Below are 20,835 nucleotides of genomic sequence, written 5' to 3'. Positions count from 1 at the left end.
CGGCGGGCCGGGCCTGGCTGTCAGCCCCGGCCGGAGTCCTCGTGGAGGTGGACGCGGGGGACGCGCGCACCGATGCGCGTGACGATCTCGTACGCGATGGTGTCGGCCGCGACCGCCCAGTCCTCGGCGGTCGGCTCGCCCCGGTCCCCCGGCCCGAACAGCACCGCCTCCGCGCCCGCCTCCAGGCTGTCGCCCTCCAGGTCGACCACGAACTGGTCCATGGCGACGCGGCCGGCGATCCTGCGGACGGCGCCCCCGACGAGCACGGGTCCCCGGCCGGACGCATGACGCGGAATGCCGTCCGCGTAGCCGACGGGCACCAGGGCGAGGGTGGTCTCGGCGGAGGTCGTGTAGTGGTGTCCGTAGCTGATGCCGTGCCCCGGCGGCACCTGCTTGACCAGGGCGACGGAGGCGGCGAGCGTCATCACGGGGCGCAGTCCGAAGTCGGCCGGGGTGCCCAGCTCGGGGCTGGGCGAGATGCCGTACATCGCGATCCCGGTGCGCACGAGGTCGAAGTGCGACTCGGGCACCGTGAGCGTCGCCGGGGAGTTGGCGATGTGCCGCACCTCGGGCGTCACGCCCTCCTTCTCCGCGTACGCCACCATGTCCCGGAAGACGTCCAGCTGCGCGGCGATCGAGGGGTGCCCCGGCTCGTCGGCGCAGGCGAAGTGCGACCACAGGCCGGTGACGCGCAGGATGCCCGCGGTCTCGGCGGCGCGGGCCGCGGAGACGAGCTGCGGCCAGTCGGCGGGCTGGCAGCCGTTGCGCCCCAGACCCGTGTCCGCCTTGAGCTGGACCCGGGCCGGGACCCCTGCCGCGGTGGCCGCGGCGACGACCTCGTCGAGCGCCCACATGCCGCTCACCGAGACGTCGATGCCCGCCTCCACCGCCTCGCGCCAGGGGCCGCCCGGCGTCCACAGCCAGCACATCACCCGGCCGCCGATCCCGGCGGCACGCAGGGCGAGTGCCTCCTGCGGGGTGGCGGTTCCCAGCCACGCCGCTCCCGCCTCCTGGGCCGCCCTGGCGCAGGGCACGGCCCCGTGCCCGTAGGCGTCGGACTTCACCACGGCCATGAGCTGCGCGCCGGACGCCCGCGCGCGCAGTGCGCGCACGTTGGCGCGCAGTGCGGCGAGGTCGATCTCGGCACGGGCTCTCAGGGTCGCTGTCTCGTTCATCGCGCCCAGTCTCTCAGAGGCGTACGCCCGTGCCCTCGACCTCCCGTGCCCGGTGAGGCGGTCACCGGCGCCCGAGGGCGTGCTCCAGATGGTCGACGAGGACCGGGACGTGGCTGGTGGGGACGTCCTTCACCGATGTCACGAAGGTGACGGGGTCCCCGCCGCGCAGCAGGCCGAGGAGCTCCCCGACCGCCTCGGCGTGGGCCGGATCGCCGAGTTCGGTGCGGTAGCGGTCCACGAAGTCGTCGAAGCGGTCCCGGTTGTCGTGGTACCAGGTGCGCAGCTCCCTGGAGGGCGTCGCGTCCTTGGCCCACACGTCGACCGCAGCGTGCTCCTTGGAGACCCCGCGCGGCCACAGCCGGTCGACGAGCACCCGGGTGCCGTCGCCGTCCTCCGGCGGGTCGTACACCCTGCGTACGCGTACGGCACTGCCCATGGCCGACCACCGTCCCTTCGCGTTCTCCCGGGTCTGGACAAGCCTGGATCAGGCCCGCACATCCCGCCACGCCGCCGGTACGGCCTCGGCCACGTCCTGCGCGGCGACCGGTGCCCCGTCCGACGCCCGGCGCGCCGCGAGGCCGTGCAGATAGGCGCCGACGGACGCTGCGTCGCGGGGCGCGAGGCCCGCCGCGAGCAGCGAACCCGTCAGCCCGGACAGCACGTCCCCGCTGCCCGCCGTGGCCAGCCAGGACGTGCCGGTCGGATTGATCCGCACGGGTGCGTCCCCGGCCTCGGCGACGAGGGTCGTGGATCCCTTGAGCAGCACTGTGGCGTCGTAGCGCGCGGCCAGTTCCCGTACGGCGGCGAGCCGTCCCGCCTCGATCTCCTCGCGCGGCACCCCGAGCAGCGCGGCGGCCTCGCCCGCGTGCGGGGTGAGGACGGTGGGGGCGGTCCGCGCGCGGACGGCCCCGGCGTCCATCAGCCGCAGCCCGTCGGCGTCGACCAGCACCGGGACATCCGCGGCGAGCACGTCGGCGACCGCTCCGGCGGCGGCCGAGGAGTCGCCGAGCCCGGGCCCGACGACCCAGGCCTGGACCCGTCCTGCCTTCGACGGCGGTCCGGGGTGCACCAGGACCTCCGGGAAGCGGGCGATCACCGCGTCGGCGCCCGGGCCCGCGTAGCGCACGGCTCCGGCGCCGCCGTGCAGCGCCCCGGCGACCGCGAGCACCGCCGCGCCCGGATACCGCTCCGACCCGGCGGCCACACCCACGACCCCGCGCCGGTACTTGTCGCTCTCCGCGCCGGGCACCGGCAGCAGGGCGGCGACGTCGGTGTACTGGAGGGCCTCCAGGTCCGGGCGGGCGGGCAGCTCCGGGCCCAGGCCGATGTCCACCAGGCGCAGGGCCCCCGCGTGTCCGGCGGCCGGGTCGACGAGCAGCCCCGGTTTGTACGTGCCGAAGGTGACCGTGGCGTCCGCCCGTACGGCCTCTCCGAGCACCTGCCCGGTGTCCGCCTCGACGCCGCTCGGCAGGTCCACGGACAGCACGGGCGCGTGCCCCCGGGTGACAGCCCGCACCAGCTCGGCCGCCCCGGGCCGCAGCCCGCCGCGCCCGCCGATCCCGGTGATCCCGTCGACGACGAGGTCGACGGGGCCGAAGGGGCCCGGGTCCGGGCCGTCGAGCACCTGTCCGCCCGCGGCCAGCAGGGCGGCGAGCCCGGCCCGGTGGACCTTGTCCGGGGCGGTCAGGATCGCGCGTACCCCGGCCCCCCGCCGCGCCAGCCGGGCTCCCGCGTAGAGGGTGTCACCGCCGTTGTCGCCGCTGCCGACGAGGAGCAGCACCCGGGAGCCGTAGACCCGGCCGTTGCGCCGGAGGAGGTCGCCGCAGGCCACCGCGAGCCCCGCGGCGGCGCGCTGCATGAGCGTGCCCTCCGGGAGCCGCGCCATCAGGGCCCGCTCGGCCGCCCGTACGGTCTCGACGCTGTAGGCATGTCGCATGCGCTCAACCCTCCGCGATCACCACGGCGGACGCCACCCCCGCATCGTGGCTGAGGGAGACGTGCCAGCTGCGTACGCCGAGCTCGGCGGCCCGTGCCGCGACCGTGCCGCGCACCTCCAGCCGGGGCCGGCCGCTCTCCTCCACGCACACCTCGGCGTCGGTCCAGAGCAGCCCGCCCGGTGCGCCCAGCGCCTTGGCCAGGGCCTCCTTCGCGGCGAATCTGGCGGCGAGGGAGGCGATCCCCCGCCGTTCCCCGCCGGGCAGCAGCAGCTCCCGCTCCAGGAAGAGCCGCTCGGCGAGCTGGGGTGTGCGCCCCAGCGCGGCGCCGAACCGCTCGATCTCCGCCACATCGATCCCGACCCCAATGATCACGCGCGCTCACTCACTCACTCGACTGTCACGGACTTCGCCAGATTGCGCGGCTGGTCCACCTCGTTGCCCCGGGCCGTCGCCAGCTCGCAGGCGAACACCTGGAGGGGCACCGTGGCGACCAGCGGCTGGAGCAGCGTAGGCGTAGCCGGGATCCGGACGAGGTGGTCGGCGTACGGCACGACCGCCTCGTCGCCCTCCTCCGCGATGACGACGGTACGGGCTCCGCGTGCCCTGATCTCCTGGATGTTCGAGACGATCTTGTCGTGCAGCACGGAGCGGCCCCGCGGCGAGGGGACGATCACGACGACCGGCAGTCCCTCCTCGATCAGCGCGATGGGGCCGTGCTTGAGCTCTCCGGCGGCGAATCCCTCGGCGTGCATGTACGCGAGTTCCTTGAGCTTCAGCGCCCCTTCCATGGCCACCGGATAGCCCACGTGCCGGCCGACGAAGAGCACGGTGTCGTGGGCGGACAGCGAGCGGGCCAGTTCGCGCACCGGCTCCATGGTCCCGAGGACGCGTTCGACCGCGCCGGACATCTCGGAGAGCTGGCGCACGACGGTGCGGATCTCGTCGCCCCACTTGGTGCCGCGCACCTGCCCCAGGTACAGCGCGACGAGGTAGCAGGCGACGAGCTGCGTCAGGAACGCCTTGGTGGAGGCGACGGCGACCTCGGGTCCCGCGTGCGTGTAGAGGACGGCGTCCGACTCCCTCGGGATGGTCGAGCCGTTGGTGTTGCAGATGGCCAGGACCTTCGCGCCCTGCTCGCGCGCGTGCCGGACCGCCATGAGGGTGTCCATGGTCTCGCCCGACTGCGAGATGGCGACGACGAGGGTGCGCTGGTCCAGGATCGGGTCGCGGTAGCGGAACTCGCTGGCGAGCTCGGTCTCGCAGGGCAGCCGGGTCCAGTGCTCGATGGCGTACTTGGCGATCATTCCGGCGTGGAAGGCCGTCCCGCAGGCGACGACGACGACCTTGTCGACCTCGCGGAGCACGCCGGGGGGGATGCGCACCTCGTCGAGGTGGAGCGTGCCCGAGCCGTCGACGCGTCCGAGCAGGGTGTCGGCGACCGCCTTGGGCTGGTCGGCGATCTCCTTGAGCATGAAGGAGGCGTAGCCGCCCTTCTCCGCGGCCGAGGCGTCCCAGTCGACGTGGTACTCGCGCACGTCGGCGGGCCGGCCGTCGAAGCCGGTGACCGTCGCCCCGTCGCGCCGGAGTTCGACGACCTGGTCCTGGCCCAGCTCGATCGCCGACCGGGTGTGCGCGATGAAGGCGGACACGTCGGAGGCCAGGAACATCTCCCCCTCGCCCACGCCCACGACGAGCGGCGAGTTCCGCCTGGCCCCGACGACGGCGTCGGGCTCGTCCGCATGCACGGCGACGAGGGTGAACGCGCCCTCCAGCCGCCGGCACACCTGGCGCATGGCGTCCGCCAGGTCACCGCCCGACGAGTACGCCTCGGCGAGCAGATGGGCCACCACCTCGGTGTCGGTCTCGGAGGCGAGGTCGTGCCCCCGCCCGGCCAGTTCCTCGCGGAGCGACGCGAAGTTCTCGATGATCCCGTTGTGCACGACGGCGACGCGGCCCGCGTTGTCGAGGTGCGGGTGGGCGTTGGTGTCGGTGGGCCCGCCGTGCGTGGCCCAGCGGGTGTGCCCGATCCCGGCGTTCCCGGCCGGCAGCGGCCGGTCCTTGAGTTCCTTCTCCAGATTGAGGAGCTTGCCCGCCTTCTTCGCCGCGGCCAGCCCGCCGTCCGCGAGGACGGCGACCCCGGCGGAGTCGTACCCCCGGTACTCCAGCCGTTTCAACCCCGCGACAACGACGTCCTGCGCCGACTGCACCCCGACGTAACCCACGATTCCGCACATATCGGCACCCTAAGGCTCCTGCCTGCCGCAGCCCAGGGCCATGCGTGTGTCGGGCCCGGACGGCCGCCGGAAAGTGCCTGTCGCCGTACGGCCTGCGAGGCGTTGCGCCGAGCGGATTTCGCGCGGGCGCCTGCGACCGGGGCCGGGCGGTCACTACGCTCCCGGTCCATGACGACTACCGACTGCTACACCTGCGGCATGGAAGCGGAGTTCGAGGCGCTGCCGCCGCGCGAGCGCGTCGCCCACGACCGGCACTGGCGGGTGGCGCACGCGACCGGGACCTCGCTGCCGGGCTGGCTGGTGCTGCTGCCCAGGCGCCACGTCACGGCCGTGCACGATCTCACCGACGCGGAGGCGGCCGGCCTGGGGACCTGGCAGGTCAGGCTCTCCCGGGCGCTGCGCACGGTCACGGACTGCGCCAAGACGTACGTCGTCCAGTTCGCCGACGCCGAGGGCTTCGCCCACGTGCACTTCCACATCGTGCCGCGCGCCGGGGACCTGCCGCCGGAGTACCGCGGGCCCGGGGTCTTCGGGCTGCTGAGGCCGCCGGAGGAGCAGCGGGTGACGGCCGGGCGGGCGGACGGCATCGCCCTCGCGCTCCGCGCGGAACTCGACGGCGCGTAAGGCCCCCTCGCACCGGCGGCGCCGCCTCCCCGCGCGATGCGGGCGACGCGCGCACGGCACGGGCAGAGCGGCGCCGCCGCCGGCTTTCAGCGCACGTCGACGAAGTCGCCCGCGGCTGCGGCCGTCCCCGAAGTGGACGAGCCGCCGAAGGACCAGCGCCAGTAGCCGTCCACCGTGGCCTTGACGGTGGTCTTCAGCGAGCCCGTGCTGCTGGTCGTGGCGGTCTTGACCGTGGAGTAGGCCGAGCCGCCCGCCTTGCGGAACTGCAGGCTGACCGACTTGCCCGCGTAACCGGTGTACGCGTGCTTCACCCAGTCCGCACGCTTGAGGCTGCCGGTGACGGTGATCGCCCTGCCCTTCGTCACCGGTTCGGGCGAGGCGTCGACCGTGGCCTTGGCCCAGCGCTTGACCTTCACGGCGCCGGAAGCGGTGACGTGCTGCTCCGCCCTGAGCCCGCCGCTCGGCTTCCAGAGCTGCGTCAGGACGCCGATGTTCCAGGTGGTGGCGTCGTTGTTCGAGTCGAGGTCGTAGCGCGGGTCGATGTACAGACTGCCCTCGCAGTCCGCGATCCGTGCGGTCGTCGGGTAGCAGGTGTAGATGCCGGTGCGCAGGCCGCCGTCGTCCAGCCCCTTGGCCACGGTCGTGCCGTGGTACAGGAACGGACGCGCGGACCACGCGGACCAGTCGGACGTGCTGTAACCGGAGGGCAGGGTGACCCGGAAGGTGAGGGAGGGCCGCTTCACGTCCGAGGTGCCCACGACGACGGACTTGCCGCCGTTGACGACGACCCGGGACACGGTGATGCCGGTTCCGGCGGCCTGCGCCGGGGGAGCCGCGAACGCCGAGAGGGCGAGTGCCCCCACGATCACGCCCGCAGCTCCGGTTCTGCCGCTTGTCTTCATTCGCACCTCATCGCTCAGGGGAAGGGGATCCGCCGGGCCGTTGATCACCTGGCGCGGGCGGTGCGGCAGAGTACCAACAGGGCGCCCTCGCCCCTCCCGAAGGGTGATCCCCACCGCCCCGCAGGCCCTCTCCGCCGTGCACGGCATCCCCCACGTGACCGACCCCACCCCCCGCTCCGGCACAACTCCCGCGACAATGAGTGCGTGATCACTTCGCCCGCACGGAGCCCCCGCCGCACCGAGCACGCGCCGACGCCCTACGTCGACCTGACCCGGGCGGAGTGGAGCGCACTGCGCGACAAGACCCCGCTGCCGCTGAGCGCCGAGGAGGTCGAGAAGCTGCGGGGCCTCGGCGACGTCATCGACCTCGACGAGGTGCGGGACGTCTACCTGCCGCTCTCCCGGCTCCTCAACCTCTACGTCCAGGCGACATCGGGCCTGCGCGGGGCGCTGAACACCTTCCTGGGCGACGCGGGCAACGGGCACGGGGCGCAGCGCGGGACCCCGTTCGTCATAGGGGTCGCCGGCAGTGTGGCCGTGGGCAAGTCCACCTCCGCGCGCATCCTGCAGGCGCTGCTGGCCCGCTGGCCGGAGCACCCCCGCGTGGAGCTGGTGACGACGGACGGCTTCCTGCTCCCGATGAAGGAGCTCCAGGCGCGGGGACTGATGTCGCGCAAGGGCTTCCCGGAGTCGTACGACCGGCGGGCGCTGACCCGGTTCGTCGCCGACATCAAGGCCGGCAAGGACGAGGTGACGGCTCCCGTCTACTCCCACCTGATCTACGACATCGTGCCGGGTGAGCGGCTCACCGTCCGCCGCCCCGACATCCTGATCGTCGAGGGCCTGAACGTGCTGCAGCCGGCGCTGCCCGGCAAGGACGGCCGGACCAGGGTCGGGCTCGCCGACTACTTCGACTTCAGCGTGTACGTGGACGCGAAGGCCGAGGACATCGAGACCTGGTACCTGAACCGCTTCCGCAGGCTGCGCGAGACGGCGTTCCAGAACCCGTTCTCCTACTTCCGCAAGTACACGCAGGTCTCCGAGGCAGAGGCGCTGGACTACGCGCGCACCATGTGGCGGACCATCAACAAGCCCAATCTGCTGGAGAACGTGGCGCCCACCCGTGGCCGTGCCACCCTGGTGCTGCGCAAGGGCCCGGACCACAAGGTCCAGAAGCTCTCGCTGCGCAAGCTCTGACCACGGAAAGGGTGCGCCCGTGCTGCATCTGCGCCTCATCGTGCCCGCCGAACGCACCGACGAGGTCGTGCGGTTGCTGGAGCGGACGGTGGGCACCGCGCACCTCGCCGTGCTCACCGGAGTCGCGCGCAGCCCGGCCGGCGATGTCGTCCTGTGCGACGTCGCGCGGGAGGCCGGTGACGAACTGATCGGCGAGCTGCGCAGGTTGGGCATCGACGACGCGGGATCGATCACCGTCGAGAACATGGACCTGACGCTGTCCAGGCACGCCGACGAGGCAGAGCGGGCGGCACCGGGCGAGGGCGCCGACGCGGTGCTCTGGGAAGAACTGAGCGAGGTGACCCACGAGGAGTCGACCTTCAGCGCGACCTACGTCGCCTTCCTCTCCCTGGCCACGATGCTCGCCGCCTGCGGGGTGGTCCTGGACAACGCGGTCCTCATCGTCGGGGCGATGGCGGTGGGGCCGGAGTTCGGCCCGCTGGCGGGTATCTCCACGGCGCTGGTGCAGCGGGCACCCCGGCTCGTCGGGCGGTCGCTGTGGGCCCTGATCGGCGGCTTCGCCGTGGCGATGGTCCTGACGGCGGGGTTCGCGTGGCTGATGGACGCGCTCGGGCTGTTCAGCGCCGACATGATCAGGGCGGAGAGGCCGAACACGGGGTTCATCTGGCACCCGGACTGGACGTCCTTCGTCGTCGCTCTCCTCGCGGGCATCGCGGGCACGCTCTCGCTGACGTCGGCGAAGTCCGGGGCGCTGATCGGTGTGGCCATCTCGGTGACGACGGTTCCGGCCGCGGCGAACGCCGCCGTCGCCTTCAGCTACCAGGACCTCGAACAGACCTGGGGGTCGTCGGCGCAACTGCTGGCCAACCTCGGCGGCATCGTGCTCGCGGGCACGTGCACGCTGCTGGTCCAGCGGGCGCTGTGGGCCGCCCAACGCCGGACGGACCCGGCCGTGAGGCCGGGTCCGTCCGGGAGCTGAGAGGCCGTCCGGTACGGGTGTCCGTCCGGGAGCCGAGGGGCCGTCAGCCGAGTGCGGACTTCACGACGTCGGCCAGCCGGCCCGCCACCGCACGCGCCTGTTCGAGGTCGGCCGCCTCGACCATGACCCGTACGAGGGGCTCGGTGCCCGACTTGCGCAGGAGCACCCTTCCCGTGTCGCCCAATTCGCGCTCGGCCTCGGTGACCGCGGCGGCGAGCTCGGCCGAGGTGTCCACACGGGACTTGTCGACGTCCGGCACGTTGACGAGGACCTGCGGGAGGCGCTGCATCACACCGGCCAGGTCGGCGAGCGTGCGCCCGGTCGCGGCGACCCTGGCCGCGAGCATCAGGCCGGTCAGGGTGCCGTCGCCCGTGGTGGCGTGGTCCAGGACGATGACGTGTCCCGACTGCTCGCCGCCCAGTGCGAAGCCGTCGGCCTTCATCGCCTCCAGGACGTAACGGTCGCCGACGGCGGTCTGGACGAGGCGGATGCCCTCGCGCTCCATGGCCGTCTTGAAGCCGAGGTTCGACATGACCGTGCCGACGACGGTGTCCTTGCGCAGGTGTCCGGCCTCGCGCATGGCGAGCGCGAGCACGGCCAGGATCTGGTCGCCGTCGATCTCCTCGCCCGCGGCGTCCACGGCCAGGCAGCGGTCGGCGTCACCGTCGTGCGCGATGCCGAGGTCGGCGCGGTGCTCGACGACGGCGGCCCGCAGCAGGTCGAGGTGGGTGGAGCCGCAGCCGTCGTTGATGTTGAGCCCGTCGGGCTCGGCACCGATGGTGACGACCTCGGCGCCGGCCCGGGCGAAGGCCTCGGGCGAGACGCGGGCGGCGGCGCCGTGTGCCTCGTCGAGGACGACCTTCAGCCCGTCGAGCCGGTTCGGGAGGACGCCGATGAGGTGGGCGACGTAGCGGTCGAAGCCCTCCGTGTAGTCGGTGACCCGGCCCACTCCCGCACCGGTCGGGCGGGTCCACGGCTCACCGGTGCGGTGCTGCTCGTAGACCGTCTCGATGCGGTCCTCCAGTTCGTCGGCGAGCTTGTGACCGCCGCGGGCGAAGAACTTGATGCCGTTGTCCGGCATGGCGTTGTGGCTCGCGGAGAGCATGACACCGATGTCGGCCCCCAGGGAGCCGGTGAGGTAGGCCACGGCGGGGGTCGGCAGCACGCCGACCCGCAGCACGTCCACGCCCGCGCTCGCCAGGCCCGCCACGACGGCGGCCTCCAGGAACTCTCCGGACGCGCGGGGGTCGCGGCCCACCACGGCGGTCGGCCGATGCCCCTCGAAGGTTCCCGCCTCGGCCAGTACGTGCGCCGCCGCGACCGAGAGCCCGAGCGCGAGCTCGGCTGTCAGGTCCGCGTTGGCGACACCGCGCACGCCGTCCGTGCCGAAGAGTCGTCCCACTGGTGTCCTCCGAAGGTGCTCCGAACCACAAAACCAAAGCAAAGAAAACAGGGCTGAGCCAGGCACGACACAGCACAACAGAGCGCAGCCGTTGCCGGGTAGCCCGATAAACGTGTAAGCGTCTAAGGCCGTTATACGCCCGCGAGGGCTGATAAACGAACGCCCCAGCAGCACAGGTGTGCCGCCGGGGCGAACGTGTAAAGCAGACGAGCAGGCGATTTAGCGCTTGCTGTACTGCGGAGCCTTACGGGCCTTCTTGAGACCGGCCTTCTTGCGCTCGACCGCACGGTCGTCGCGGGAGAGGAAGCCGGCCTTCTTCAGCGTGGCGCGGTTGTTGTCCACGTCCGCCTCGTTCAGCGCGCGGGCCACGCCGAGGCGCAGGGCGCCGGCCTGACCCGAGACGCCGCCACCCGAGATGCGGGCGATGACGTCGTAACGGCCGTCGAGCTCGAGCACCTTGAAGGGCTCGTTGACTTCCTGCTGGTGCACCTTGTTGGGGAAGTAGTCCTCAAGGGTGCGGCCATTGATCTTCCACTTGCCGGTGCCCGGAACGATCCGGACGCGGGCGATGGCGTTCTTGCGACGGCCGAGGCCGGCCGCGGGCTGCGGGTCGCCGAAGCGGCCGGCGAGCGACTCGGAGGTGTACTCACCCTCGACGGGGACCTCGGACTCGAAGGTGGTCACCTCGGCGAAGGTCTCTTCGCCCTCGGTGCCCGCTGCGTCGTCAGCGGTCGTCTCAACAGTGGTCTCGGCCACGATTCTCCTCAGATCTTTCTTTACGTCTTAGGGGGGAGGCCGGAACTACTGCGCGACCTGGGTGATCTCGAACGGGACCGGCTGCTGCGCAGCGTGCGGGTGCTGGTCGCCCGCGTAGACCTTCAGCTTCGAGATCATCTGACGACCCAGGGTGTTCTTGGGGATCATGCCCTTGATGGCCTTCTCGATGGCCTTCTCCGGGTTCTTCGCGAGCAGCTCGTCGTAACGAACCGAACGCAGACCGCCCGGGAAGCCGGAGTGGCGGTAGGCCATCTTCTGGGTCTTCTTGTTGCCGGAGAGGTGGACCTTCTCGGCGTTGATGATGATGACGAAGTCGCCCATGTCCATGTGGGGGGCGTAGATCGCCTTGTGCTTGCCTCGGAGGAGGTTCGCAGCCGTGGTGGCCAGGCGGCCGAGGACGATGTCCTCAGCGTCGATGATGTGCCACTGGCGAGTGACATCGCCGGGCTTGGGGCTGTACGTACGCACGTCTTAGCCTTCGCTTCTTCAGTGGATGAGTCCAGACACATGGCACCTCTGAAGCGATCATGCAGCTGGGGCTCACAATGCCGGGGACGCTGCCCGTATGCGAGCCACTGGTAACTGCTCCAGAGAACCTACGTAAGGGCCCTTCGCGTGAGAACGACGAAGCCAATACGTATAACAACCACCGACACTACCCGCCCCGCCCCGGACGGGTCAAAACGCACCGGTCCTACCGCTGCCGCTCGACCCTGCGCTCGTCCCAGACCGGCTCCGCGGACTCCCGCACCACCCCGTCCGAGCCGAAGACCAGGAACCGGTCGAAGGACTTCGCGAACCAGCGGTCGTGCGTGACGGCCATCACCGTGCCGTCGTACACCTCAAGACCGTCCTGCAGGGCCTCGGCGGACTCCAGGTCGAGGTTGTCCGTCGGCTCGTCCAGCAGCAGCGCGGTCGTGCCGGCCAGCTCCAGGAGCAGGATCTGGAAGCGCGCCTGCTGTCCGCCGGACAGCCTCTCGAAGGCCTGGTCGCCCTGGCGCTCCAGCTCGTAGCGCCGCAGCACCGACATCGCGGCCCCGCGGTCCTTGGCGTGCTCCGCCCACAGGATCTCGACCAGGGTCTTGCCGAGCAGCTCCGGATGGGCGTGGGTCTGGGCGAAGTGACCGGCCACGACCCGCGCACCGAGCTTCCACTCGCCGGTGTGCGCCACCGGCTCCCCGGCCAGCAGCCGCAGGAAGTGGGACTTCCCCGACCCGTTGGAGCCGAGCACGGCGACCCGCTCGCCGTAGTAGATCTCCAGGTCGAAGGGCTTCATCAGGCCGGTCAGCTCCAGGCCGGTGCACGTGACCGCGCGCACCCCGGTGCGCCCGCCCCGCAGCCGCATCCGGATGTCCTGCTCGCGCGGCGGCTCCGGCGGCGGGCCCGCCTCCTCGAACTTCTTGAAGCGGGTCTGCATCGCGTGGTAGCGGTTCGCCATGTCGGGGCTGTTCGCCGCCTGCTGCCGCATCCGCAGGACGAGCGCCTTCAGCCGGGCGTGCTCCTCCTCCCAGCGGCGCAGCAGCTCCTCGAAGCGCGCGAACCGTTCCTTGCGGGCCTGGTGATAGGTGCCGAACCCGCCGCCGTGCACCCACACGTCCGAGCCGGCCGCGCTGGGCTCCACGCTCACGATCTTCTCGGCGGCCCTGGAGAGCAGTTCCCGGTCGTGGGACACGAAGAGGACCGTCTTGCGGGTCTCCTTCAGCTTCTCCTCCAGCCACCGCTTGCCCGGCACGTCCAGGTAGTTGTCCGGCTCGTCCAGGAGCAGCACCTCGTCGGGGCCCCGCAGCAGCGCCTCCAGGACCAGGCGCTTCTGCTCGCCGCCGCTGAGCGTGCGCACCTCGCGCCACTGCGCCTTCTCGTACGGGACGCCGAGCGCGGCCATGGTGCACATGTCCCACAGCGTCTCCGCCTCGTAACCGCGCGCCTCCGCCCAGTCGCTCAGGGCCTGCGCGTACGCCATCTGCGCGGCCTCGTCGTCCACCGCGAGGATGCGCTCCTCGGCGGCGTCGACGGCCTTCGCCGCCTCCCTGATCCGCGGCTGGGCCACGGACACCAGGAGGTCGCGGACGGTGCGCTCGTCGCGGACGGAACCGACGAACTGGGCCATCACGCCGAGCCCGCCGCTCACCGAGACCGAGCCGCCGTGCGGCTGGATCTCCCCGGCGAGCAGCCGCAGGAGCGTCGTCTTGCCCGCCCCGTTGGCTCCGACCAGGGCGACGACGGCGCCGTCGGCCACCCGGAACGAGGCGTCGCCGAGCAGCACCCGCCCGTCCGGTAGGTAGTACTCCAGGTGGCCCGCTTCAAGATGTCCCATGCGCATCATTGTCACGGCCCGAGAACCGTTGGCCCAACCAGATTAAGCGCGGTCTAGGATTCGCCGCATGAGCTTTGGGCAAGGGGGGCCCTCCTGGGGGCCGGGAGACAGCCGGACTCCGGACTGGGCGGCGCTCGCCGAGGAGTCCGCGGCGCGGAGCAGGCGCAGGAAGTGGCTCTTGATCGGCGGTGGCGCGCTTGCCACGGCGGCGGTCGCCGCGATCGTGGCCACGGCCGTGATCACGACCAGCGGCAAGGGCGGCGCGTCCGGGTCGGACAAGAACGCGAGCGAGCTGCCGGCCCCCGCGGACCTGCCCTCGGAGAGCTCGGCGCCCCAGCCGTCCTTCTCGTCCGTGGCCCCGCCTCCCCCGCCGGACCCGAAGGACTTCATAGCCGACGAGAAGAAGGACAGGGCACCCGTCACCGTCGACGCGTTCTTCCCCGGCAGAAAGCTGACCATGGGCGACCGCGTCTACGCCAAGGGCGCCACCGCCCGGACGACGAGCTGCGCGGCCACGACCCAGGGGGCCCTCGGCTCGATCCTCGCCAGGAACGGCTGCGACCAGGTCATCCGTGCCACGTACAGCAGGAACGGGGTCGCGGTCACCGTCGGGGTCGCCGTCTTCGGCACGGAGGCGGAGGCCGGGAAGGCGGCCCGGCAGGCGTCGGGCGGTCTCGCCTCCCTCAGCGGGTCGGGGGTCCCCACCTTCTGCCGGGGCGGTTCGGTCTGCCGGCGCACCGCCAACTCCTACGGCCGTTACGCGTACTTCACCGTCGGCGGTTTCATCAGCGGGAAGAACGTCACCACGGCGGACAAGAACGTGTACGCGGTCGGTGACGACCTGACCGACTTCACCTTCCGCCAGATCCGGCACCGCGGCGAGGTCCAGGCGTCGTCGGCGGCGGCCGCGCCGGTCACCTGACCCGTCGCCCGCCCCTCCACGCGCCACTCCCGTCCCTCCCCTCCACCGAGGAACCGCCGCCGTGCGTCTGTCCGCCCTCCTCACCATCCCGCGCGTCCTGCGCCACAGCGACGCCGTGGGGGCCGACCTCCCCCCGGACGAGGCGGTGGTGCTCGACGCGCCAGATCCCTCCCTGCGGGAGGCGCTCGCCGCCGCGGCGGCCGGCGATCACGGACCGGCCGCGGACCTGCTCGCCGCCACCCGTGAGCACGCCCAGTGGGAGCGGAGGGACGCCTGCGTCTCCCGCCTGGCACGGGCCTCGCTGCACCACCCGGGCTGGCTGGACGGCTGGCTGGAGGAGTCGCCGGAGGACCCCGACGCCGTGCTGGTCAAGGCCGACCAGTACGTCTGCCAGGCGTGGCAGATACGGACGGGCGCCAGGGCCAAGCACGTGGAGGCCGACCAGTTCCGGGCGTTCCACGCGGTGCTGCGCGACGCGGTGCCGGTGATCTCCGCCGCCGCCGAGCTCAACCCCGACGACCCGGTGCCGTGGCGCATCGCGCTGACGCAGGCCCGGGGCATCCAGGCTCCGCGCGAGGTCTTCGACTCCTATCTGGCCGAGGCCGCGGACCGCGATCCGCACCACGAGGGCTGCCACGTCCAGGCGCTGCAGTACCTCTGCGACAAGTGGTACGGCTCCCACGAGGAGATGTTCGACTTCGCCGAGCGGGCCGCCGACCAGGCGCCGCCGGGCTCCCGGCTGCACGCGCTGCCCCTCCAGGCCGTCGTGGAGTACCTGATCGCCGACGCAGCGCAGGGCGACACGGACCCGTACGCCCGGCGGGCCGAAGCGGCGGTGACCCGCGCCCAGGCCCTGTCGGAGAGCTACGCCCCGGGGGACCGCGAGGCAGCCGGTTTCCGCAACCACCTCGCCCTGGTCCTGTGGTCGACGAACCGCTACGAGGAGGCCCTCGCCGCGTTCCGCAGCATAGGGGTGCACGCGACCACCTTCCCCTGGACCTATTTCGGCGACCCCCGCGACGAGTTCCTGGAGGCCCGCTCCGACACCCGCGTCGAGCTGGCGATGAAGATCCCCTTCTTCCGCCGGTCCCCCGTCCTCCCGGCCGACGGCGCACCGGACTGGGAGCGCGAACTCGCGCCCCGCTCGGTCGCCATCGCCTCCGCCGGCCCCACCGAGGTCGCCCAGGCGGCCCTGATCTGCGGACACAGCCTGCGCACGGCCCCGGCCGGCGACCGTCACACGTACGTCGAGATCGTCCCGGACCCGGTGCGCGGCAAGCGGGCCGGACTCCTCCCCCACGACCCGCTGACCTCGGCGGCCGACAACTTCACGACCGCCGAGGACTGGCCGGCCCTCGTCCTGCACCGCACACCGGAACGCAGCAGCGTCACCCTCCTGCACCGGGGCCGGCGGGTGGCGCACCACGCCTGGGAGACCGCCGCCCCGGCCGCCGACCACGCCGAGGCGAGCGCGACCGCCGCCGCGCTCGCCCGCGTCTACGGGCTGTCCGACCCACGCCCCCTCGCCCACGTCCTGCGGGCCGCCGGCGACCCCGCCCGTCACCAGGGGGAACTCGTCGCCGCGCTGGGCCTTCCCCCGCTGCCGCCGGGATACGGCGGCGAGCAGGAGATCCTCGGCGGCCTGCCCGGGGCCCGTGTGCTGGCCCGGCGGGGCTTCCTCGCCGGGATGCGGGACACCATGACCACCAAGGACGGCGTGCACCCGGAGTCGGCCACCCCGGACGAGCCGCATCCCGCCGGCTGGTGGGCGCTGCGCACAGCGGCCCTGCTGTTCTTCAGCGCCGCCGCGGTCTACGCCTGGTGGACCCCGGACATCGGCTGGTTCCGCTCCACCGTGTCCAGCGCGATCGCGGTGTACTTCGCGGCCAGGCTGGTCCGCGCCCTGCGCCGCAGACCGGTCAGCAGCAGCCGGCCCCCGGCAGCGTCCTGACGTTCCGGGCCTCCAGGGCCCTCGCCGCCAGCTGCCCGTCCGCCGGATAGGCCACTTCCTCCAGCGTCAGCCCGTGCGGCCGCACGACGTGCACGGCGGGGTCCCGGACCTTCGCCGCGAGCACCTCGGCCGGCCACCCGGCGGGCCGGCGCCCGTCCCCCACGAACAGCGCGGCACCGATCAGCGCCCGCACCATGTTGTGGCAGAAGGCGTCGGCCTGCACCGTCGCCGTCAGCACACCCGATTCCGCGTCCCGCACCCAGTGCAGCTTCTGCAGCGTCCGGATGGTCGTGGCGCCCTCGCGCTTCTTGCAGTACGCCGCGAAGTCGTGCTCGCCCGTCATCAGGGCGGCCGCCTCGTTCATCGCGTCCAGATCCAGCGGACGGTCGTGCCACAGCACATGGCCGCGCGTGAGCGGGTCCACCCCGCCGGGGCGGTCCCCGACCCGGTAGGCGTAGCGGCGCCACAGCGCCGAGAAACGCGCGTTGAACCCGGCCGGGGCCTCGGCCGCCCGCCAGATCCGCACGTCCAGCGGCAACCGCCCGGCCATGCGCCGCAGCAGCTTCTCCCGGTGTTCCTCCCACACGGCCGCGGGGAGGTCGACGTGCGCCACCTGGCCGCGCGCGTGCACCCCGGCGTCCGTGCGCCCGGCGACCGTCAGGTCGTAGGTCACCGGGGACCGCGTCACGGTGCGCAGCGCGTCCTCGATCTCGCCCTGCACCGTGCGCCTGCTGGTCTGCTTCGCCCAGCCGGAGAAGTCCTTCCCGTCGTACGAAAGGTCCAGCCGTACCCGTACGAAACCGGGCTCTGCCTCGTCACTCACCTGCGCATCCTCTCAAAACAGAACGGGCCCGCACCGCCCCGAAGGGTGATGCGGGCCCGTACCGGGGTCTCAGGACGCTCAGGCGTCCTTGGACTCCTCGGCAGCGGCGTCAGCAGACTTGGCGTCCTCGACCGGAGCCTCGTCCTTCTTGACGGCGTCTTCCTTGACCGCGCGCTTCGTCGCGGCCTCGGCCTCACCGGTGGCCTGCTGGGCCACGGTCAGCGCCTCGACCAGCTCGATGACGGCCATCGGGGCGTTGTCGCCACGACGGTTGCCGATCTTGGTGATGCGGGTGTAACCACCGGGGCGGTTCTCGTACCGCGGCGCGATCTCGGTGAAGAGCGTGTGCACGATGCCCTTGTCCGTGATCGACTGCAGCACCAGGCGACGGTTGTGGATGTCGCCCTTCTTCGCCTTGGTGATGAAACGCTCGGCGACCGGACGCAGGCGGCGGGCCTTGGCCTCGGTCGTGGTGATGCGGCCGTGCTCGAACAGCGACTTCGCGAGGTTGATGAGAAGAAGCTTCTCGTGCGCAGCGCTGCCGCCCAGACGGGCGCCCTTCGCGGGCTTCGGCATGGTGTTTCTCCTTGTGTGCTGCACCGGCCGTATCAGGTACCGGTGTCAGTTCCCGCGAGGCGGACGCCCCGCGGAAGTCTCTCCCCACGGACGGATCGAGCCCGTCGGGGTCCCCCGGACGAGGTCCGGGGGGGTGAGGACAAGAGCCTCAGCCCCGGCCCGGAGCACCCGCGAAGGCGGGCACCCCGGCCGGGAGGTGACTCAGTACTGCTCGGTCTCCACGAAACCGGCGTCCGCGTCGTCGTCGGCGCCGAAGGCGTCGGCGGCGGCGGTCGGGTCGAAGCCGGGAGGCGAGTCCTTGAGCGCCAGGCCCATACCGGCCAGCTTCGCCTTGACCTCGTCGATCGACTTGGCGCCGAAGTTGCGGATGTCGAGCAGGTCCGCCTCGGAGCGGGCCACGAGCTCGCCCACCGAGTGGATGCCCTCGCGCTTGAGGCAGTTGTACGAACGGACCGTGAGCTCGAGCTCCTCGATAGGCAGCGCCAGATCAGCGGCGAGCGCGGCGTCCGTCGGGGACGGGCCCATGTCGATGCCCTCGGCGTCGATGTTGAGCTCGCGCGCCAGACCGAACAGCTCGACCAGGGTCTTGCCGGCCGACGCCATGGCGTCACGGGGACGCATGGCCTGCTTGGTCTCGACGTCGACGATCAGCTTGTCGAAGTCGGTGCGCTGCTCGACACGGGTCGCCTCGACCTTGTACGTGACCTTGAGCACCGGCGAGTAGATGGAGTCGACCGGGATACGGCCGATCTCCTGGCCCACCTGCTTGTTCTGGACGGCCGAGACGTAGCCGCGACCGCGCTCGACGGTCAGCTCCATCTCCAGCTTGCCCTTGCCGTTCAGCGTGGCCATGACGAGGTCCGGGTTGTGGACCTCGACACCGGCCGGCGGGGCGATGTCGGCGGCGGTGACCAGGCCGGGACCCTGCTTGCGCAGGTACATCACGACCGGCTCGTCGTGCTCCGAGGAGACGACCAGCTGCTTGATGTTGAGGATGAGGTCGGTCACGTCCTCCTTGACACCCGGCACGGTGGTGAACTCGTGCAGGACACCGTCGATCCGGATGCTGGTGACGGCGGCACCGGGGATCGAGGAGAGGAGCGTGCGACGCAGGGAGTTGCCGAGGGTGTAACCGAAGCCCGGCTCCAGCGGCTCGATCACGAACCGGGAGCGGAACTCGTCGACGACCTCTTCGGTCAGCGACGGACGCTGAGCGATAAGCATGTGGTGATCCTTCAGTCGTGGGCACCCACTATTTGATGCCCGACAGATGAAACAAGGGTACGGGCGGCACGCCCCCGAAGGGACATACCGCCCGGACCCACGCTACTGACGCACGGCCGTCACCGGCCGTAGCGGGTCAGACGCGACGACGCTTCGGCGGACGGCAGCCGTTGTGCGGCGTCGGGGTGACGTCCTGGATCGAACCGACCTCGAGGCCCGTGGCCTGGAGGGAGCGGATCGCGGTCTCACGGCCGGAGCCGGGACCCTTGACGAAGACGTCGACCTTGCGCATGCCGTGCTCCTGCGCGCGGCGGGCGGCCGACTCGGCGGCCATCTGCGCGGCGAAGGGGGTGGACTTGCGCGAGCCCTTGAAGCCGACGTGGCCGGCGGAGGCCCAGGAGATCACGTTGCCCGAGGGGTCCGTGATCGAGACGATGGTGTTGTTGAACGTGCTCTTGATGTGGGCGTGCCCGTGAGCGACGTTCTTCTTTTCCTTGCGACGCACCTTCTTGGCTGCGCCCTGACGACCCTTGGGGGGCATGTCTGTACTCCAGATGGAGAGGGGAGGTGATCGGTCCTACAGCGAAGACCGCTGGTTGCTGCGGCGTCCGGTGACCCGGAGCCCCGCAGTGCGTCCGCTGAGGACTACTTCTTGCCCGGCTTCTTCTTACCGGCGATGGCGCGACGCGGGCCCTTACGGGTACGCGCGTTGGTGCTGGTGCGCTGACCGTGGACCGGCAGACCGCGGCGGTGCCGGATGCCCTGGTAGCAGCCGATCTCGATCTTGCGGCGGATGTCGCCCTGGATCTCGCGGCGAAGGTCACCCTCGGTGCGGAGGTTGGCGTCCACGTACTCGCGGATCTTGACCAGGTCCTCTTCGGCCAGGTCGCGAACGCGGGTGTTGGGGTTCACGCCGGTGGTGGCGAGGATCTCCTTGGACCGGGTGCGCCCGATACCGAAGACGTAGGTGAGGGCAACCTCCACGCGCTTTTCGCGCGGGATGTCAACACCTGAAACGCGTGCCATTCAATGGCTCCAGTTGTTATGTCGGGGGTCTTCCGCAGTGCCACTCCCGAACGCCGACCCGGCCCGTGAGGGAAGGGTGGTACGCCCGGGTCCCCGGCCCCCGCCGGAGGTGTCGTCAGCCGAAGCTTGGACGGGCTCTGCGTATGTACGTTTACGTGCGTCGCGCGAAGAACTGCGAGATGCAGGTGGTCGTGCGTCAGCCCTGGCGCTGCTTGTGGCGCAGGTTGTCGCAGATGACCATGACCCGGCCGTGACGGCGGATCACCTTGCACTTGTCGCAGATCTTCTTGACGCTCGGCTTGACCTTCATGGGATGTCAGGTTCTCCGGGTCAGTGCCCACACCGCGCCGAAGCGGGGTGGGGACAAGATCTACTTGTAGCGGTAGACGATCCGGCCACGCGTCAGGTCGTACGGAGACAGCTCCACGACGACCCGGTCATCCGGGAGGATACGGATGTAGTGCATCCGCATCTTGCCGCTGATGTGCGCGAGGACCTTGTGACCGTTCTGGAGTTCCACCTTGAACATGGCGTTCGGGAGGGACTCGATCACGGTGCCCTCAATTTCGATGGCACCTTGCTTCTTGGCCACGCTTCGCCCTTCGAATCGGCTACCTTGATCGACTCTCCACACTCGTGTGCAGACATACGGGCACACTGATGCACGAGAGCCGACGAGTCAGTCTACGTCAGCGGACTCCAAAAGACGAATCCGTCAAGTTTGCCCACTTCCCCTGATCCTTAGACACGGATCAGCCGGACAGTCCTGTGG

22 protein-coding genes are annotated in these 20,835 nt (G+C 71.4%); 5 read left to right on the top strand and 17 right to left on the bottom strand.

Annotation, left to right across the window (positions count from 1 at the left end):
• Nucleotides 1-20: 20 nt before the first annotated feature.
• The 5 genes from alr to glmS form a co-directional block, all read right to left on the bottom strand.
• Nucleotides 21-1,175: an alanine racemase gene (gene alr / locus ACFYY2_RS06125; RefSeq protein WP_388737584.1), complete on the bottom strand. Its 1,155-nt coding sequence runs from the start codon at nucleotides 1,173-1,175 to the stop codon at nucleotides 21-23.
• A gap of 61 nt (nucleotides 1,176-1,236) precedes the next feature.
• Nucleotides 1,237-1,611 carry a DUF488 domain-containing protein gene (locus ACFYY2_RS06120; RefSeq protein ID WP_388737582.1) on the bottom strand — a complete coding sequence of 125 codons (375 nt, stop codon included), beginning with the start codon at nucleotides 1,609-1,611 and terminating at the stop codon, nucleotides 1,237-1,239.
• A 48-nt stretch (nucleotides 1,612-1,659) separates the two neighbouring features.
• A complete protein-coding gene (locus ACFYY2_RS06115) occupies nucleotides 1,660-3,111 on the bottom strand; it encodes an NAD(P)H-hydrate dehydratase (RefSeq protein WP_388737580.1) in 1,452 nt (483 codons plus the stop codon).
• A 4-nt stretch (nucleotides 3,112-3,115) separates the two neighbouring features.
• A complete protein-coding gene (locus ACFYY2_RS06110) occupies nucleotides 3,116-3,484 on the bottom strand; it encodes a holo-ACP synthase (protein WP_327122262.1) in 369 nt (122 codons plus the stop codon).
• Between the two features lie 14 nt (nucleotides 3,485-3,498).
• Nucleotides 3,499-5,346, bottom strand: coding sequence for a glutamine--fructose-6-phosphate transaminase (isomerizing) (gene glmS / locus ACFYY2_RS06105; protein ID WP_388737577.1), 1,848 nt, complete (start codon nucleotides 5,344-5,346; stop codon nucleotides 3,499-3,501).
• A gap of 168 nt (nucleotides 5,347-5,514) precedes the next feature.
• On the opposite strand from glmS, the gene ACFYY2_RS06100 reads away from it, so the two are divergent.
• Nucleotides 5,515-5,970 carry an HIT family protein gene (locus ACFYY2_RS06100; protein ID WP_388737575.1) on the top strand — a complete coding sequence of 152 codons (456 nt, stop codon included), beginning with the start codon at nucleotides 5,515-5,517 and terminating at the stop codon, nucleotides 5,968-5,970.
• 86 nt (nucleotides 5,971-6,056) lie between these two features.
• Here ACFYY2_RS06100 and ACFYY2_RS06095 read toward each other — a convergent pair whose 3' ends face one another.
• A complete protein-coding gene (locus ACFYY2_RS06095) occupies nucleotides 6,057-6,872 on the bottom strand; it encodes a hypothetical protein (RefSeq protein WP_388737572.1) in 816 nt (271 codons plus the stop codon).
• A 204-nt stretch (nucleotides 6,873-7,076) separates the two neighbouring features.
• Here ACFYY2_RS06095 and coaA point away from each other — a divergent pair, with 204 nt between their 5' ends.
• The gene (gene coaA, locus ACFYY2_RS06090) at nucleotides 7,077-8,069 is read left to right on the top strand and encodes a type I pantothenate kinase (protein ID WP_388737570.1); all 993 of its coding nucleotides are present in this window, start codon (nucleotides 7,077-7,079) and stop codon (nucleotides 8,067-8,069) included.
• A 19-nt stretch (nucleotides 8,070-8,088) separates the two neighbouring features.
• Entirely contained in the window at nucleotides 8,089-9,048 is a 960-nt protein-coding gene (locus ACFYY2_RS06085) for a DUF389 domain-containing protein (RefSeq protein ID WP_388737567.1), read from the top strand.
• A gap of 43 nt (nucleotides 9,049-9,091) precedes the next feature.
• Here the strand turns inward: ACFYY2_RS06085 and glmM are convergent, their stop codons facing one another.
• The 4 genes from glmM to ACFYY2_RS06065 form a co-directional block, all read right to left on the bottom strand.
• Nucleotides 9,092-10,450 carry a phosphoglucosamine mutase gene (gene glmM, locus ACFYY2_RS06080; RefSeq protein ID WP_388737565.1) on the bottom strand — a complete coding sequence of 453 codons (1,359 nt, stop codon included), beginning with the start codon at nucleotides 10,448-10,450 and terminating at the stop codon, nucleotides 9,092-9,094.
• 219 nt (nucleotides 10,451-10,669) lie between these two features.
• On the bottom strand, nucleotides 10,670-11,206 hold the full coding sequence (gene rpsI / locus ACFYY2_RS06075) for a 30S ribosomal protein S9 (RefSeq protein ID WP_033297615.1): 537 nt from the start codon (nucleotides 11,204-11,206) through the stop codon (nucleotides 10,670-10,672).
• A 45-nt stretch (nucleotides 11,207-11,251) separates the two neighbouring features.
• Nucleotides 11,252-11,695: a 50S ribosomal protein L13 gene (gene rplM, locus ACFYY2_RS06070; protein ID WP_073744271.1), complete on the bottom strand. Its 444-nt coding sequence runs from the start codon at nucleotides 11,693-11,695 to the stop codon at nucleotides 11,252-11,254.
• 226 nt (nucleotides 11,696-11,921) lie between these two features.
• On the bottom strand, nucleotides 11,922-13,541 hold the full coding sequence (locus tag ACFYY2_RS06065; RefSeq protein ID WP_388737561.1) for an ABC-F family ATP-binding cassette domain-containing protein: 1,620 nt from the start codon (nucleotides 13,539-13,541) through the stop codon (nucleotides 11,922-11,924).
• Between the two features lie 67 nt (nucleotides 13,542-13,608).
• Between ACFYY2_RS06065 and ACFYY2_RS06060 the strand changes: the two genes are divergently transcribed.
• Nucleotides 13,609-14,463 (top strand): hypothetical protein, encoded by an 855-nt coding sequence (locus ACFYY2_RS06060; protein WP_388737559.1) that lies wholly within the window; start codon nucleotides 13,609-13,611, stop codon nucleotides 14,461-14,463.
• 61 nt (nucleotides 14,464-14,524) lie between these two features.
• A complete protein-coding gene (locus ACFYY2_RS06055) occupies nucleotides 14,525-16,414 on the top strand; it encodes a hypothetical protein (protein WP_388737556.1) in 1,890 nt (629 codons plus the stop codon).
• On the opposite strand, the gene truA is transcribed toward ACFYY2_RS06055, so the two are convergent.
• From truA to infA, 7 genes are all read right to left on the bottom strand, one after another.
• Nucleotides 16,383-17,237 carry a tRNA pseudouridine(38-40) synthase TruA gene (truA, locus tag ACFYY2_RS06050; protein WP_388737554.1) on the bottom strand — a complete coding sequence of 285 codons (855 nt, stop codon included), beginning with the start codon at nucleotides 17,235-17,237 and terminating at the stop codon, nucleotides 16,383-16,385. The genes ACFYY2_RS06055 and truA overlap by 32 nt on opposite strands.
• 78 nt (nucleotides 17,238-17,315) lie before the next feature.
• The gene (rplQ, locus tag ACFYY2_RS06045; protein WP_388737551.1) at nucleotides 17,316-17,813 is read right to left on the bottom strand and encodes a 50S ribosomal protein L17; all 498 of its coding nucleotides are present in this window, start codon (nucleotides 17,811-17,813) and stop codon (nucleotides 17,316-17,318) included.
• 201 nt (nucleotides 17,814-18,014) lie between these two features.
• Complete coding sequence (locus ACFYY2_RS06040; RefSeq protein WP_024491600.1) at nucleotides 18,015-19,037, bottom strand: DNA-directed RNA polymerase subunit alpha; 1,023 nt, start codon at nucleotides 19,035-19,037, stop codon at nucleotides 18,015-18,017.
• Nucleotides 19,038-19,173: 136 nt separating this feature from the next.
• On the bottom strand, nucleotides 19,174-19,578 hold the full coding sequence (rpsK, locus tag ACFYY2_RS06035) for a 30S ribosomal protein S11 (RefSeq protein WP_003956432.1): 405 nt from the start codon (nucleotides 19,576-19,578) through the stop codon (nucleotides 19,174-19,176).
• Nucleotides 19,579-19,682: 104 nt separating this feature from the next.
• Nucleotides 19,683-20,063 carry a 30S ribosomal protein S13 gene (rpsM, locus tag ACFYY2_RS06030; protein WP_014047799.1) on the bottom strand — a complete coding sequence of 127 codons (381 nt, stop codon included), beginning with the start codon at nucleotides 20,061-20,063 and terminating at the stop codon, nucleotides 19,683-19,685.
• 196 nt (nucleotides 20,064-20,259) lie between these two features.
• Nucleotides 20,260-20,373 carry a 50S ribosomal protein L36 gene (gene rpmJ / locus ACFYY2_RS06025; protein ID WP_003956441.1) on the bottom strand — a complete coding sequence of 38 codons (114 nt, stop codon included), beginning with the start codon at nucleotides 20,371-20,373 and terminating at the stop codon, nucleotides 20,260-20,262.
• A 60-nt stretch (nucleotides 20,374-20,433) separates the two neighbouring features.
• Nucleotides 20,434-20,655: a translation initiation factor IF-1 gene (infA, locus tag ACFYY2_RS06020; RefSeq protein WP_003956442.1), complete on the bottom strand. Its 222-nt coding sequence runs from the start codon at nucleotides 20,653-20,655 to the stop codon at nucleotides 20,434-20,436.
• Between the last annotated feature and the right edge of the window lie 180 nt (nucleotides 20,656-20,835).

It is taken from the genome of Streptomyces sp. NPDC001822, assembly GCF_042892135.1.
In the GTDB taxonomy this organism is placed as follows: domain Bacteria; phylum Actinomycetota; class Actinomycetes; order Streptomycetales; family Streptomycetaceae; genus Streptomyces.
The sequence above is the reverse complement of the archived record's forward strand: the minus strand, read 5'-3'. Positions and strand labels throughout refer to the sequence as shown.

Bases quoted from the DNA above. Each gene is read 5' to 3' on its own strand.
- alr (WP_388737584.1), bottom strand. From the start codon at position 1,175: ATGAACGAGACAGCGACCCTGAGAGCCCGTGCCGAGATCGACCTCGCC.
- ACFYY2_RS06120 (WP_388737582.1), bottom strand. From the start codon at position 1,611: ATGGGCAGTGCCGTACGCGTACGCAGGGTGTACGACCCGCCGGAGGAC.
- ACFYY2_RS06115 (WP_388737580.1), bottom strand. From the start codon at position 3,111: ATGCGACATGCCTACAGCGTCGAGACCGTACGGGCGGCCGAGCGGGCC.
- glmS (WP_388737577.1), bottom strand. From the start codon at position 5,346: ATGTGCGGAATCGTGGGTTACGTCGGGGTGCAGTCGGCGCAGGACGTC.
- ACFYY2_RS06100 (WP_388737575.1), top strand. From the start codon at position 5,515: ATGACGACTACCGACTGCTACACCTGCGGCATGGAAGCGGAGTTCGAG.
- ACFYY2_RS06095 (WP_388737572.1), bottom strand. From the start codon at position 6,872: ATGAAGACAAGCGGCAGAACCGGAGCTGCGGGCGTGATCGTGGGGGCA.
- ACFYY2_RS06065 (WP_388737561.1), bottom strand. From the start codon at position 13,541: ATGGGACATCTTGAAGCGGGCCACCTGGAGTACTACCTACCGGACGGG.
- ACFYY2_RS06060 (WP_388737559.1), top strand. From the start codon at position 13,609: ATGAGCTTTGGGCAAGGGGGGCCCTCCTGGGGGCCGGGAGACAGCCGG.
- rplQ (WP_388737551.1), bottom strand. From the start codon at position 17,813: ATGCCGAAGCCCGCGAAGGGCGCCCGTCTGGGCGGCAGCGCTGCGCAC.
- ACFYY2_RS06040 (WP_024491600.1), bottom strand. From the start codon at position 19,037: ATGCTTATCGCTCAGCGTCCGTCGCTGACCGAAGAGGTCGTCGACGAG.
- rpsK (WP_003956432.1), bottom strand. From the start codon at position 19,578: ATGCCCCCCAAGGGTCGTCAGGGCGCAGCCAAGAAGGTGCGTCGCAAG.
- rpsM (WP_014047799.1), bottom strand. From the start codon at position 20,063: ATGGCACGCGTTTCAGGTGTTGACATCCCGCGCGAAAAGCGCGTGGAG.
- rpmJ (WP_003956441.1), bottom strand. From the start codon at position 20,373: ATGAAGGTCAAGCCGAGCGTCAAGAAGATCTGCGACAAGTGCAAGGTG.